Annotated in this window: 9 protein-coding genes; 7 read left to right on the top strand and 2 right to left on the bottom strand. The window is 54.9% G+C overall.

Features of this window, described 5'->3' with window-relative positions:
- Nucleotides 1-50 precede the first annotated feature (50 nt).
- From KQI65_01975 to KQI65_01955, 5 genes are all read left to right on the top strand, one after another.
- A complete protein-coding gene (locus KQI65_01975) occupies nucleotides 51-4469 on the top strand; it encodes a VWA domain-containing protein (protein ID MCB2203489.1) in 4419 nt (1472 codons plus the stop codon).
- A 7-nt stretch (nucleotides 4470-4476) separates the two neighbouring features.
- Nucleotides 4477-5208, top strand: coding sequence for a hypothetical protein (locus tag KQI65_01970; protein ID MCB2203488.1), 732 nt, complete (start codon nucleotides 4477-4479; stop codon nucleotides 5206-5208).
- 214 nt (nucleotides 5209-5422) lie between these two features.
- Complete coding sequence (gene nhaA / locus KQI65_01965) at nucleotides 5423-6760, top strand: Na+/H+ antiporter NhaA (protein MCB2203487.1); 1338 nt, start codon at nucleotides 5423-5425, stop codon at nucleotides 6758-6760.
- Nucleotides 6761-6851: 91 nt separating this feature from the next.
- Nucleotides 6852-8471, top strand: coding sequence for a T9SS type A sorting domain-containing protein (locus KQI65_01960; GenBank protein MCB2203486.1), 1620 nt, complete (start codon nucleotides 6852-6854; stop codon nucleotides 8469-8471).
- Nucleotides 8472-8536: 65 nt separating this feature from the next.
- Entirely contained in the window at nucleotides 8537-10117 is a 1581-nt protein-coding gene (locus KQI65_01955; GenBank protein ID MCB2203485.1) for a T9SS type A sorting domain-containing protein, read from the top strand.
- A 329-nt stretch (nucleotides 10118-10446) separates the two neighbouring features.
- Here KQI65_01955 and KQI65_01950 read toward each other — a convergent pair whose 3' ends face one another.
- Together KQI65_01950 and KQI65_01945 are read right to left on the bottom strand one after the other, a co-directional pair.
- Nucleotides 10447-11028: a dual specificity protein phosphatase family protein gene (locus tag KQI65_01950; protein ID MCB2203484.1), complete on the bottom strand. Its 582-nt coding sequence runs from the start codon at nucleotides 11026-11028 to the stop codon at nucleotides 10447-10449.
- A 238-nt stretch (nucleotides 11029-11266) separates the two neighbouring features.
- Nucleotides 11267-12370, bottom strand: coding sequence for a T9SS type A sorting domain-containing protein (locus KQI65_01945; GenBank protein MCB2203483.1), 1104 nt, complete (start codon nucleotides 12368-12370; stop codon nucleotides 11267-11269).
- Between the two features lie 731 nt (nucleotides 12371-13101).
- On the opposite strand from KQI65_01945, the gene KQI65_01940 reads away from it, so the two are divergent.
- Nucleotides 13102-13389: a hypothetical protein gene (locus KQI65_01940; protein ID MCB2203482.1), complete on the top strand. Its 288-nt coding sequence runs from the start codon at nucleotides 13102-13104 to the stop codon at nucleotides 13387-13389.
- On the top strand, nucleotides 13355-15493 hold the full coding sequence (locus KQI65_01935; protein ID MCB2203481.1) for a hypothetical protein: 2139 nt from the start codon (nucleotides 13355-13357) through the stop codon (nucleotides 15491-15493). Before KQI65_01940 ends, KQI65_01935 begins: the two co-directional genes overlap by 35 nt.
- The last annotated feature ends 231 nt before the right edge of the window (nucleotides 15494-15724 follow it).

Genomic DNA, 15724 nt, shown 5'->3' with positions numbered 1-15724 from the left:
GACAAATATACGCCGTCGCCCTGCACAGCTACATTCTCGTTGGAGGTTCTATGAATACGGGGAAGTTTCTGCTTCTGTGTCTCATGGTCTGTGGTCTCGCTCTGATTTCTCCACCCGGCACGCAGGCGCAGCAGCGAACACTGGGGCCGGTGCTGAAAATCCATACGGATCCATTCCTCTTCGACACGGTGCGCTGCCGCGCACGGCGTTGTATTCCCATCACATTTGAAAACATCGGTGACACGACGCTCACGGTACACAATCACGAGCGTCTGCGTCGTCCGTTTTACACGCGCATCGATACGCCTGTCGTCCTCGAACCCGGCGAGATGGTGACCTTCGATCTTTGCTACAATCCCATCGAATATTCGAGGGACAGTCAGTACGTGAAGCTGCGGGCGGATACGCGTCTGCCTCTTTCGATCGCCATGGTGCATGATGTGAGCAGCAGCATGTATCTCGAGCTGCCGGACGGCAAACGCCGCTACGAAGCGGCGCATGACGCGGGCTTCGAGTTCATCGGCAACCTGCTCGATACGCTCGATATCGAGGATGAAGCGGCGATTTACACCTACGATTATTACCAGGATTTCGAGCTGAAGCAGTGGTGGACCACAGACACCGCTTCCCTGCGCGCGGCCATTCCGGGTCGTCCCCTCGGCACCGCGACCTGCACATACGACGCGCTGTCACGTGTCATCGACTCGATAGCGCAGCGTGAGAAAATGCGTGTCATCATCATTCTGACCGATGGGGAGGACAGCGGTGCGATCTGTGGGGCGGCGTCGGTCAGTTCCGTGATACAGAAAGCGCGCGACAACAATGTGCGCATCTATGCCATCACCATCGGGAATATCAACCGGCAGCCGCTCATCGACATCGTGAATGCGACGGATGGAAAGGAATTCAACGCGACGCAGTCGACCGATCTGGTGGCCATATATCGACAGATTGCGGTGGATATCAGTAAGAACGTGGAGCTGGATATTTTCATGAAGGCGGAAGCCGTTGGTCCGCGCATCGAATTCACGCCCTCCGCCTGGGCGTTCGACAGTGTGCAGGTCGGGGAGACGGACTGCCAGCCCGTGCAGGTACGCAATGGCGGGAATTCGTGGCTGCACACGGACTCCGTCCGTGCGCTTTTCTCCTCGCCGTATTCGATTGCGGGACTCGACATGGATTCCATTGCGCCGTATCAGACCGTGCCGGCGATGGTGTGCTTCACGCCGCTCCTTCCGCTGCACTATGACACGCCCATCCCGTATTTCCCGTCGCCCTGCGAGGTATTTGCGGACACGCTTCGTGGCAGCGGCAACAGCTTCCTGTTGCCCCGTGTTCCAAGGAAACTGCCATTGCTTTCGATGGGCGATGTGCCTTCGGATTTCGATACAACCTTCTGCCTGACGACAGAATGCACGTCGCTGGAGCTGATGAACAACAGCGATACCACGGTGACAATACACAGCCTCGACAGCATCCCACCCCCGTTCACCGGCAGTCTGGCGACCCCGTTCTCACTACCGCCGGGAGAACAACAGTCGATTACGATCTGCTATCGTCCCCCCGACGCCCCGCGATCGGATACGCTGCGGCTTGCCTTCACCGCGGACGCCCGCGTTCCCCAGCAGCTCGCGCTGCTGTTCGACGGAGGTGAGGAGATGCAGACGGAATTCATGCCCGGACTCGATCGCATGCTTGCGTCCGTTGCCGGGGCGAGTGATTTCATTGACGGACTCCTTTTCGATTCATCCTTCACCGACGCGGTGGCTGTCGCCAGTTTCGACAGCGCCGGAGTGTTCGCGTGGAACGGGAAATTTCTCAGTGACGAAGACACGATTCGCAGCATGCTGCCCGACTCCGCGCACAGCGAGGTCAGCTGTGTGTATTCCGCCGTCGAGAGTATGATACAGGGATTCGATGCGGCCGGGGAAGGTCCGCGAAATCTTCTGCTGTTCACGGCCGGAGAGGATGCGGGCACCGCGGCCTGTGGTCCCACACTCCCTGCGGATGTGCAGACGCTTGCGCTTGACCGCGAGGTGCGCATTCACTGCGTGCAGCTGGGCGATGCCGATTCCACCGCGCTCATGCAGCTCGCGACGGCCACGGGGGGCAGCTACCTGCGTCCTTCAACCCTGCTCGATCTTATTGTCGGACTCCGTGAGGTCGAACTGCTGCTGAGTAAAAACGTACGCTTCGAGCGCAGCATCATCGCACGCGGGGTCACACCGATGCTTTCCGTCGCACGGGATACACTGGATTTCGGGAGCGTGCTCGCCGGCGGGGTTGCTTCCTCACGTAAACGGACGCTGCTTTTCTCCAACATGGGTGATGCCCCGATGCACCTGAGCCTTGATCCAGCGCAGAGTCCTTTCCTGGTCGGCAAATGGGAGGACAATGCGATTCTGCCCGCGAAAAGCGATTCGCTGGAAATCGAATTCAATCCGACTCAGCCGGGCGTTTTCATGGACTCTATACGTCTGTGGCATGACGGTTGCGGACAGGAACCGGTGATTGTATATCTGCTCGGACGCGTGGTGCAGGGTGATGCGACGGCATGGGATTTCCCCGCTGCTGTGCGGAAACCTGCATCATTGCAATTCGACACCCTGCTCTGTGGCGGGGAACAGTGCCTCGATGTGATTTTCCAGGCGGCCGATACGGGAGGAACACGCATTCGCTTCCTCAATGCGCTGCCGCCACCATTTTATGCGCAGACGCCGCTCGATTCGATAGTGCTCGAGGAAGGAACAAATGCGAAGCGCACGATATGCTATCGTCCCGAAGACACCGGCAGTGATCAGGCATGGCTGGCGTATGAAACACGCACGCGTCCCTCGCTTTCGACGGTATTCGTGCTGCCGACCGATCCGTCTGTCGTAGATACCCTTGCGGAGGGACTCACCTTCCAGACAGTCTCCATGGAAGCACGGCGGAGATTCGCCGAGACGATACTTTCCCATCCCGGACAGGGGGATGTGGCTGCGGTCATGTCTTTCGACCAGTTCAACGCCACAACGCTGCTGGAGTTCAGCGCCTACAAAGATGATCTGCTTTCTACGGAGCCTGATGCGAGTGCGCAGGTCCCTGGCAATCTCTTTGTCGCGCTCAACCAGGCGATGGATTATGCCGCGACCGGCGCGGGTATGCAGCCCGTTGTATTCGCAGTGGTCAATGACGCGAACGAGATGGATGCGGGGAGCGCAGCGCTGCTCTCGAGCAGGGCGAAATCCGAACATGTGCAGCTCGCCATCGCAGCGACGGGCAGGGAGGGATACGATGCGCTTGCTCCGACCATGAGTGATATGCGTTTCGACTCCTGTTTCACGCTGGCTGCGCTGCAGTCGTTCATCCGCGAAACCATTGCGCAGACCGTCACCTACGTCAGCGACAGCGTGCTGCTCAGCGGAAACTCCGAAGCCGCGGTGCTGGATGTCGAGCCGCAGATTGTGAACTGCGGTGAGGTGCGCGTCGGTGAAACGAGCTGTTGTCCGATGTACCTCTACAATCATGGCAATGCGGATTTGAAGATTCTTGATATCATCAATCCCGGCGGCCCCCCGCCCACCGTGCCCGAGGACCCCATCGGTGCGGGACAGTCCATCGCCGTCAACGTATGCATCACTCCCACGCAGCTGCGGCAGGGAAGTACGGAAATTCTCGTCGTCTATGACGGTTGTGGACGCGACACGGTTCGCGTCAACTACGTGTATCAGGGTACGGACACACTCATCGTCGGCATTGACGCCGTGGTTCGCGGCATGCCGGGATCGGTGGTGCGCATCCCGGTCATGATCGAAGGCAATCTGCCTGCGTCGTACAACATTCGAAGCGGAGAGATTGCGTTGACGTATGACAAGACCATGCTGCATCCACTTGAAGAAAACATCGCTGGAGAAGGAACGCTGCTCTCAAATCTGGCCGGAAGCTCTGTTTCCTTTATGAACCAGATATACCCCGCGGAGCACAGGTCCAATACCATCTACACATTCCAGACTGCAGCGGAACTGGAATTATCCGGCAACAGCGGCGTGCTGTTCTCCCCGCCCTTCCTCGTGCTGCATGGATCCGCCATGGAGACGGAAGTGAAAGTGGTCTCCGCATTTTTCGCGGATGGAGTACCGCATGCCATGTCTGGAAATTCGGGCACCTTCATTGCCGACAGCCTGGGCTTCCATCAGCAGCGGCTTATCAATGCGGATGAGCGCATCAATGCGAAGATCGTCGGCACATACCCGAATCCCTTCAACGCGTCGGTGACCATCGCCTTCGCATTGCGTGAGGCGGCGGATGTGCGTCTGGCGGTGTATGACGCACTGGGACGCGAGCTGCGAGTGCTCGAGGATGGCGCGCGCGACGCGGGATTGCACCGTGTGCGTTTTGATGCACAGGCGCTTCCCACGGGAATGTATTTCTACCGACTCGAATCCGGCGGCGCGGTGCTGACCGGTTCCATGCTGTATCTGAAGTGAGGTGATCATGAAACACATCATCGCAATGCTGACAATCGTGCTTCTCACTTCCTCCGCTGCGATGGCGCAGTCCGCTGCCGTAGCGCCGACGTATGTCGGAGTCACCGGCGGAGCCGCTATGCAGTGGCAGGGCGGTGCGCCGCGCACCTGCGACCTGCCCGACTGCCTGGAATTTCCGGATGGCTCGGGTACCGGGGTGGCGTTCGGCGCCAGACTCCTGTATCCGATTGTGGATGCGCTGGCACTTCGTGTCGGTGTCGGTTTCTCGAGTGTTGCGAGCGCATACAGCTCGACGCAGCACAATTACCCCATACTCGGGAAGGACAACGAGATCGAGATGGTAGACATGACCGATGAATTCGAGCTGTCCCTCTCCGTACTTCAGCTGGAAGCGGGGGTGGTCTACCATCTGCTGTCGCCCGGACTCTATCTCACCGCGGCCCCCGTGCTTTCTCTGCCATTATCCGCACAGTGGAAGCAGACCGAGAGCATTACGGGTCCGGCGGGGACGAAGTATCTCAACGGTTCCGAAGAGCTCGTGCTGCTTGATGAAGATCTGCCCGATGCTTCCGCATATCTGAGTCTGCGTCTGGGAGCGGGCTCGCTGTTCATGTTGACCGATGCCGTTGCCGTGGCCCCGGAAGTCACTTACCTGCTTCCGGTCAGCGACCTGCAGTCCGATCTCGGCATGTCCGTCAGCGGACTCGATCTCTCCCTCGCCCTGCTGCTGCGGATTTGATAATCCCGTCTCCCGCGGGGTACCTGATCATTTTCCGTTTGTTCACCTTGCCGGGTCGTCGCAATGACGGCCTGGCTTCCTATATAATAGTAGTGCGATTGTCGGCCCTGCATTCAGGTCACTCCGCAGTGACCTGTTTTACGGGAATGATCCGTTATTCCCGGCTGTTTTGTTTGTGTCCACATTGATCCTGCTCATTTACGGAATATGAAACATGGGAAAGCATCCTGTCAGCAGTGATGAACACGCGCTGCCGAAAGAAAAAATCGACAAGGTGATCGATCCGATCATCCGCTTCATGCATATCGAATCCGCCAGTGGAGTGGTACTGGTCGCCGCCACGGTGATTGCCATCGTTCTGGCCAACTCCGGTTTCGCCGACGCGTTTCTTGGTCTCTGGAAAACCTATGGCGGCATCGTCATAGGGGAATTCACGCTGAAGATGTCGCTGCAGCACTGGATCAACGATCTGCTGATGGCGGTGTTTTTCTTTGTGATCGGACTGGAAGTGAAGCGGGAGATCGTCTCCGGCGAACTCAGTGATATGCGTCGTGCCTCCCTGCCGATATTCGCCGCCATTGGTGGAATGGTTGTGCCCGCGGCGGTGTACCTGTTCTTCCAGGCTGGCGAACCGGGAGCAGATGGCTGGGGCATTCCCATGGCCACGGATATTGCGTTCGTGGTGGGTGTCATTGCCCTGCTGGGACCGCGCATTCCCCGCGGACTCCGTGTGCTTCTGCTTTCCCTTGCCATTGCCGACGACATCGGCGCTATCCTTGTCATCGCCATAGGCTATACGGAGAACCTGAATCTCGCTTCCCTGCTCTGGGGCGCGGTGTTCATCGGTGTTTTCCTCGGCATGATGAAGCTCGGCATCAAGAACGTCGCGGTCTATACCGTGGTCGCATTGATCGTGTGGTACTTTGTATATAAATCCGGCATTCATGCCACGATTGCCGGTGTGATTATCGGACTGCTGACGCCGACATCGAAGTGGGTCAGCGACAACCGTCTCGCCGGCATTGTGCAGAGTACACTCGGCTGGATTCGGGGTGAGGAATGGGAGTCGAGCGAGCAGCGCTACCACATGCTGCGACAGGTGGAACGTGCATCACGCAAGGCCATCTCTCCGCTGCAGCGCTTCGAGACGGACCTCCACCCCTGGGTCAGCTATTTCATCATGCCCGTGTTCGCCCTCGCCAACGCCGGCGTGGCCATTCAGCTGAGCAGCTTCGCGGATCCCGTGGCCGTGGCCGTGGCACTCGGACTGCTCATCGGCAAGCCGGTGGGTATTGTGCTGCTGAGTTTTATCGCGGTGAAAATAGGGCTCGCGCGTTTGCCTGAAGGCGTGACCTGGTCCATGGTCGTCGGTGGCGGTTTTCTCGCCGGTATCGGTTTCACCATGGCGCTCTTCATTGCAGGACTCGCACTCGAGGGTATCATGCTCGACGCGGCAAAGATCGGCATCATCGCCGGCTCTTTCGTCAGTGCCATCATCGGCGCCGTCATCCTGCTGATGTCGACGAAAAAGCCCGAGGAAGCAGCAGGCTGATCACTTCCCTCCGCTCATCTTGATATTGGTATGGAAAATATCAATGTTGTGATATTCCACATATCCCTTCATCAGTTGGGCGGAGGGTCCCATGCATCTGATTCGATACTCCTTTTCAGCACTGCTTCTGACAGTGCTTCCCCTGTTATCCGCATACGCGCAGGGACGCGCGGGCATTGCGCTGGAATATGATTCCACAACCTCATTCCATGTTTCCGCGGGTGAGCGCATCATGTTCTCGCTGCATGCGATCAACGAGCTGGGGAATACCGTTGAAAACTGGGATCAGGTCGGCGGGGCCGTACTGCTGACCGCTGAGGGCTCCCATGCAATGACAGACAGCAGCACGCAGTCCTGGAATGCGCGTCCCCGTGCCTACACCTGGCTGGAACTGAAGGCGGGGGATGTGCTGCTCGATGTGGATTCCGTTACATGGAATGGAAATATCCCGCGGCTTCACTACAAGGTGCCCGCCTCTGTTTTTTCCGCGGGATACGCGCCGCTTGCCTTCACGCAGAGTGGAGCGGATGCGGCCATCACATTGTCCATTACCCCGACAATGCCATTTCTCCACCAGGTATCCCCGACGATTTCCGTCTCTCTCGGTGCACTCGAGAATTATCTCGTCGAGATCACGAGTCAGACCTGGGACCGGCCGGACAACGTGTTTCTCAAGCGCCGCTATGAGGCTGTGGTGACACCGCGGGACGCGTACATGAACATTCGCTACGACAATGGAAATGATGTGATGTTCACTGCGCGCTTCGACGACGAGTTCGATGCTGCGCACACCGGAGCTGATCCGGTATTCACCTCCCCGACATTTGTGGAGGGTCCAACGAATGTGTTCATCGTCTCGACCGTCGCGCGGCCGGATTCTGGTGTAGGAAACAGACCCGAACGCCAGTGGCTCGGTGTGTACAGCATCGCGGACACAGCGGTGAAAGGACGCAGCACGCCCTACGCTGTCCTCAATCATCCACCCAACCCTTTCGCTCTCGTTTCACCGCCGGATGGTACGTCGATTGAACTTGGCAGCTCGAAGAATGAGGAAATATTCCAGTGGGAACTGGCGCAGCCGGTCGATCCCTGCACGGATGTCCGTATTTCCCGCTTTGATCCGAGTCTTGTCATGTCGGATAAAGTCGTCTACGAAATCACGTTCGTGGATGCGCAGTCCCTTACCCATGCGCAGCAATTCAGCAGCGAGAACAATGGGCTGTACCATTTCTGGTATGCAACGCACAAGGAACTGCATGATTATGCCGTTGCCGCGAGCGGGAATCCCGATGTTCTGGACTACGATATTATCTGGTCGGTCAAGGCGACCGACGGACTGTATACGACGGCTTCCGATTCGACCAAGGCAGGCAAAGCCGGCAGACTCATCAAACTGAATCTGCGAAATTACTTCAATGACACGAATCCGGTCGAACCCACACCCTCGGCCGAACTGTTCACGCTTCATCAGAACTACCCGAATCCCTTCACCGCGCAGACAACCATCTCGCTCTCGATGAAGCAGGCGGGAAATGTGCAGCTGCACGTCTTCAATCTGCTGGGCGAGGAAGTGGCGCAGCTCTACGAGGGACAGCTGCCTGTCGGAACGCGGAACTTCACATTCAATGCTGAGGGATTGCCGGCGGGCGTGTACACCTGTGTGCTGGAGTCCACTGCAGGACGCAGCACGCGCAGGATGCTGCTGCGGTGATGGTAAATTGATGGCTGATTGCAGGCAGTTTCGTATAGTAAATGATATGGAGAGGAGGAAGAAACATGATTCGTTGCAGTTACATACTGGTGATTTTTTACTTGCTCGGACCGAAAGCCGTATATGGCCAGGGTCCGGCAGGGCCTTCACTGGAGATTGATTCCACCGCCATCAGGCTCAGTGCCGGCGAGGAAGTACATTTCGACCTGTATATCAGGCAGCAAAATGGAGAGATTGTTCACAACTGGGATTATCTCGGCGGTGACACCTTCCTTGAGCTGCGGGGTTCACGTGCAGAGCATGACAGCAGCACGCACAGCTGGAATGATGATGCGGACGCGTATTCATGGACGCGATTTCGGCTCAATGACAGTCTGTTGACGGCGGATTCGATATGGGTGAAGGACGATGTGCCATACCAGCATTTCACCATTCCCCGCGCGGCGTTTGATTCCGGTTATGCGGCACTGACGTTTTCACAGAGCCGGGCGGATAGCGGAATGGTGCTGTCCTGCAGTCCCCGCTGGCCCTTCCTCACGCAGGATTCCCCACCGATTACCATTCGGCCGGGTCCGCATGCGGGATATCTTGTAGACCTTACCCGTCCCTTCCCCGACTCCAACGCCGTGTTCCTTCTCCGCAGATTCGAGATGCTCGTTCGTCCACGAGACCGCTATTTGAATAATCTACCCGACCAGGAAATCACGACGCGTTTTGCCGCTCGATTCCCGGGCGAATTCGACACAGGCTTTCCAGGAATATCTGATATCTGGGATCAGGACATCCCCATCACGGGATGGATGAACGCGTTCCTTTCCCCCCGTATCGCACATCAGCTGGAACAGAATGATGAGTTGCAGTGGATTGAAGCATATGATCCCGCACACCCAGGCCGCAGCGGTCGCATAATTTTCGAAGTGATCAATCATGCGCCGTTTTCTTTTTCACTGCTGACACCGATAGATCGCAGCAACATTACTTTATGGGGGCCCACGCGAACCGAAACATTTACATGGGAGGATCCTGAGCCTCGTGATCCTTACTACCAAATACAGACATCTCGATTCGACAGCTTGAGGTCTTCAGATAGCGTACGCTATAAGATCAAATTTCTCGATGCGGTTTCGTTGGCCAGAGGGAGAGAACTGGAGAGTGATGAAGGTGGAAGACTGCCACAGGCTACAATTACGCACCAATGGTTGTTTGATCTCATTAATTTTATTGCAGGGACTCCGACCGTCAAGGAAGCGGACGTCGTGTGGTATGTGCAAGCATCGGATGGTCTGTTCTTATCAAAATCGCTCCCACCGACCAATGATCCGCGAGATGGATTTAAACTTACAATTGAAAAAGTAGGGGATCTTGTAGCGGAACTCCCTGAGGCGGAGCATTTCTCCCTCGGTCAGAACTACCCGAATCCCTTCGCCGCATCAACCACGATACCTCTCCAGCTCAAACATGCAGGGCATGTGCGTCTGCGTGTTTTCAACCTGCTGGGTGAGGAAGTGGCGAGGCTGCATGATGGCGAACTCACCGGTGGTACCTGGCGCTTCCGTTTTATTCCGAACCATCTGCCTCCCGGGATGTACCGATACGTTGTTGAGACAGAGCAGGGGCGCCATTCCCGCAGCATGCTGCTAAGGTGAAAAACGTATGCGAGGGTAGTCGTGAGAAGTGAAGGGTAACGATTTTCGTATTTGTGTGTCCTATAATTGAACTGCATGCAAAGGATCCGCAGAAAGGGAAGTTCACTTCCGGCATGCACCCACGTTGACACGCAGCCCCATCGGACATTCGGTACAGCAACACAAGAGGTGGAGACCATGGAAGGTATGTATCCAGCATCGAAGCAGCACCGGTTGATATCGATTTCCCTGAATGTGTTCCTCTGAGGGGTAGCAATCCACCCGTTAAGCGCGAAAAATATGCAGAAACTGCATAATTATTCTTCGGCAGGGATACTGCACAGGAGAGCCTATTTGCTCTCCTGTCCTTTTTCGCAGCCTATCCAGGCGCGCAGTTCTTTGAGCCAGGGTTTGAAACCGAAACGCCGCGCTTCGCGGTAGGCGTCGCAGGGCTCCATGCCTTCAACTTCAATGCGGTATTTCGCGATGATAGCGCCGGTACGGTCCGCGCCGTGGGCGCAGTGGACGTAGACTCCGCCGCGCGAAAGCAGATCACGTATTTTCTGCCAGTTTTTTTCCGATGGCGGTGAAGAACCGAGGTAGACAGACACATACTCCATCCCGAGTTCTTTCGTCCACTCGATCTCTGTCGGACCTTTTTTCGGCAGGGCGTCCTTTGCGAGATTGATGACCGTGCTGATGTTGTACCGCCGGCGCATCGAATCCAGTTGCGCGCGCGAAGTGATGCGTGCGCCGCGGTAGTTGTTGTTGACCGTCGTATCGAAATTCGTGGGGAGAAAAGGGAAGGGGGATTTGACCTGGGCCTGCAGATTCGAGAGGGGAAGGGTGCAAAGCACCAGCACGCAGAACGCGCAGAGCAGCGCGCTACGGTGCCATGTACTGCGATCAGGTCGCGAATTCAACCGTATCATATCTCTCCTGCTTTTGAATCAATCGCGTTAACGTGTCCTCCACGTGCCTCGCACATGGAAAATATGCAGAAACTGCATAATCCCGCGAATGTGTGATGTGTAATTCAGAGACGCTCCATGCCGACGAGCAGCTTGATGCTTATGAAGAAAGAGCTTCCTTTCGGAAGCTTCACTTCCCTGAAAAGCAGACGCCCCCGTGTTTCGCGGGGGCGTCTGTTGTTAAAAGTTCACATGGGATCTATCGCGAAATGATCATCCGTCGTACGCGTGATGTCCCACCTGTTTCCATCCTGTAGAAATACATTCCTGCTGGCACGCCGGCGCTGTTGAAATTGACACTGTGCCAGCCAGCGGATCTGTTGCCTTCCACGAGTGTCGCGATGTGCCGCCCAAGTAAATCAGAAACCGTAATGCGGACATGGCCTGTTGTAGGTACCGCGTAGCTGATGGTCGTGGAGGGCGAGAAAGGATTGGGATAATTCTGCCTGAGTACCAGCGCTGAAGGAAGCGGCGAGCTCCGGACGGAAGTCACCTGTCCCGGTTCGGGAACCTGGAAGCAGGTCGTACATTCGTACGTCAGGGTGGAATTCCCACTGGGCTCGTCTCCGTGAACCAGTATGAGGACACATGCCGAGTCACCCTGTTCCCACGAACCGACCTGCACAACCCAGGAAACTTCCACGCCGGGGTCGCCCGGATCGAGCTGGGAGATGTGTCGGACGGCCGATGGTGTGCGAACGGAAACGGTTGGATTCATCGGCGTCGCACTCGCCTGAATGTCCTTCACGCTAACCCCACCAATGTTGTGAATGACCGCCCGGATAGTAATGGTGTCCTGCACATATCCGCCATGAACCGTATCAGGAATGAGCTCAGTCGGATCAGACTCGCAGGTCACGGACAACGCGGACACTTGAGCAGAGGGTATCAGGACGTCAGTTACACAGGCGATGGAATTGCCGTTGTCATCGGAGAACGTGACAGAAATGTCCACTCGTGCGGAGTCATTTCGCACAATCGGCTTCACATTCCAGGTCACAGGTTGTGAAGTTTCGCCCGGCTGAAGTGTATCTGCTATCAGCACAACTCCATTCTGTCCGCTCATAAGGGTCAGCCAGGATTCAAGATTCAGGGAGGCAGTTAATCCTATCCCTGTCACGCTCCCGGTGTTCGTAACCGTGGCCGTTACGAGGAAGGGATCCGATGCGTATGGACCCGTGGTCGGATCGAAGCGGACATTCTGGAGTTCAATATTGCAGGAATATGTCGCGTCCTGCGCCTGTGTCACCGTTGTTCCCCCAAGAAACAGGGCGAGGAATACGAGTCCGGTAAGACATGTCATTGATTTCGTAAAAAGGGACATAACCACCCCCGGTGCTGATGAAACAAATCACAACCACGCAGCAGTGCAGACGAAAATGCAATGTGAGACGGATATCCAACTGCAGCAATCAATAATTCAACACTGCAGCATGGGGATAGTTACACCATTGCTCACGAAGCTCACATCAGCGCTTCGGCATGTTCCATATTGCAGAAAACCCCATCGAATGACGGGGTTTTTCTTGCGGAGAGGGTGGGATTCGAACCCACGGGCGGTATTAGGTATGATTATGAATGACTTAGCGTCGGAATAGAGGTGGATTGTCCCATTTTTGTCCCAAAATCCCATTTTTTTGATGTCATTGTTGCGGTTCTGAGTGAGAATAAATACCGTTTTCATGGGGTCGCCAACAGCGGAACTGCATTAACAAACTTTATCTTCCGAAAAAGAAGCAGCACTTTCGAACCCACCCCTTCGCGCCCAGGCGAGTCGAAAACGCGCAAGGCCATAGAGGCCCCCCCCTTTTATATCCCGGACCGGAATTGCCTGCTCAGAATTTTTTTCTGCCTAATTTTTTGTGGCCTTTATGGGCCGGAAGGGCGTATTTAATTTTTTCTGATTTTTTTCTCTTTTTTACTTGACTTTCTCGCTTATTTAGAGTATATATAAATAAGCAATACAGCGCATCGCTGCTAAAGTCAGAGGGAGATCTGACTTACCTACACTCCTGATCCAGGAGAAAAATCAAAATGAAAAATTCCCACAGCGTGGATGATCTATACCTCGCGAGCTGGCTGTTGAGCAACAACGTTGCTTTGCAAGACCACAAGCGCAGCTACGGATACTCCATTTTTTACTTCGAAGCTGGTCCTGACACGGACCGCCTGATCGAAGAATTCAACACAAACGAGAAGCTGAACAAATTCGCTCGCTCTCTACGGCAACTGAAAAGCATTATGTATGCCAGTGGTCGCACTACACCCGATATCAACACAACGCATCATGAACAAACAAAAGGAAACTACACCGGAGCGTAAGCTTCGCATCTCGGTGTCGGCGACCGAGAGAAATGAAACGCCGGAACACAATCAAATCTTCTACCCCAGGGAAATCCTTATCTCACAGCTTGAACAAACGTTCAAAGCCAGAAACTTCAGTGCCATCCTCTGGCGCCCTGAGAAACGAGCTATCCGGAATTTTGCCCGAGCTTACTGCCTGATGATCGATCTCGATGACGGCAGTATGACTTTCGAACAGGCTGCGGCGAAGCTTCAGGAACTCAACCTGAACCACGTTATCATCACTTCGAGAAGCCACGGCAAACCTCACGACCGGTTCCACATCCTCATCCCATTGAAACGTGCAATCGTTACAGCGAAGCAGTACACGAATGCTGTCGTTGCGTTTGCATCTGCACATTTTCCAAACAGAGACACGAACCTCGAAAACGGAGCTGCGAGTTTTCTGGGCAGTCCGGACAACGCTCGCTTCGTCATGGACTTCGACCGCGAGGATCTCGACATCGATGTGGATGCTATCGAAGAGATAGAAATGATGTCATTCGATTTCGTCGAAATAAGCAAAGCCCTACGCATCAACGAATCGTGGGATGAATCACTCGAAGTTATGCGAATGAAACCAAAGGAGGTTGTGCGGGCCGTAGAGCAGCCAGCTGGAACACAGATCTTCTGTCCATTCCATGACGACAACTCACCGTCCGCCTTCATCGGGTTCTCGGATACTTCACAGAACCATTTTATCCACTGCTCAGCATGCGCCAAGACGTATTGGCACGAAGTTGATGGCAATGTCATGGATCGGCGGCTTGACAAGTTCTGGTCGCATGGCGAGTCGGTCTATGAGGCAGGGTTTACTGGAAGCGAATTCAGCTTTCAAAAAATCGGGAAAGAAAAATTCTTCGTCATGGCCTCGGCAAAAAAAGAAGAAGATAAACAAAAGCTCTACGAGCACCTCGTGCGCAACAAACACCTGCATTCCCTTGGTATTGTTGAATACAGAGGCTCGCTGCAGGTCACGGAACCGACGTATACGGTGTACCCGTCAATCGGGACCACGAAGGTCGATATTCCATGCATCGAAGAGCGGCGCGAGGATAATTCGGTCATCGAGGATTATCTCAAGCGAACGTTTGGCCCCTACAAAACCTTCATCAAGCAGTGGCTCGCAGCGTACTGCTACACCAACCACCAGAAGCTCCCGACGTTGATTCTCACCGGACCTCGGGGAACTGGGAAAAACACTTTCGCGGAGCTGATCGCAGTGATCTATGATCAGCTTTCAGTCACCGTGCAGGATATCGGCGGTGCGTTCAATCCCTTTGCCGAGAAAAAGCTGGGGATACTGGACGAAGCACTTCGGGGCGGCAAGCTCCAGTACGCAGAGCTGAAAAAGCTCTCCGGCCAGGAATGGTTTGAGATCAACAAAAAGTATATGCCACAGTACAAGGTGCGGAACAACCTGAATCTGATCATTCTCTCGAATGAACTGCTGCCGATTACGGTAGCATCGAGTGAGTTGCCGACTGATCCGGGCAACAATCAGTTCTTTGTATACGACATGCCACAGATCCCTGCTGGAAGCATCGATCCTGACTTCAAGTACACGCTTCGCAGGACGATTGGACATTACATTCGCACGGAGCTGAAGACTGTATTCGACCATATTCATTCGAATATGACGGGTTGCCGGTATACGATCCCGACGCCAATAACGGAATGGGAAGAACGCCTGTTCAAGTTCAGCAAAAATGAGGTTGAAATACTTGTGGAGGGGCTCATCGGCCAGATCGAAGAGCGATACCATGAGAATTTCAGCTCAACGACGCAGGACTTTCTGCAAGCTGGGTACCTGCTGAGCGAAATGGTCTCCGAGCACTTGAACGGAAAACCACGTCTTCTCAACACCATCCGGCTCCAGCTCATGGAACAGGGAGTAATAAAAGAAGGTGAATCAGTCCGACGGACTGTCGGCGGTCAAAAACGCAGCTGCTACGAGCTGACTGATGACTTTCGGGCTCGATTGGCCGCTGCTTACACTTATTTACCTTCCCTTGGATCGGAAAAACCCGAGACAGTGGAGAATCCCGACCAGAAAACACTTGAATTCATGGAAAACGGTTGATCTGGACACCCTGGACACCCCCTGGACAGGTAAAATGGACTTGGGGTGTCCACTCATAATGGCCATTATGGGCCATTTTAAGCGATATTCACCTATCTGGACACCCTGGACACCCCTTTTTCATAAAGTGGTAAGAAGAAAAGAATAAAATATAGGTAATGCGGAAGCAAAGTTTACGGATTTGCCCTGTCCGAGGTGTCCACTTCCAAACATCCCACCTACTTTACCTGG

It is taken from the genome of bacterium, from assembly GCA_020444325.1.
Taxonomy (GTDB): Bacteria; Bacteroidota; Ignavibacteria; order SZUA-365; family SZUA-365; genus BM516.
This window is presented reverse-complemented; position numbering and strand designations above follow the sequence as displayed.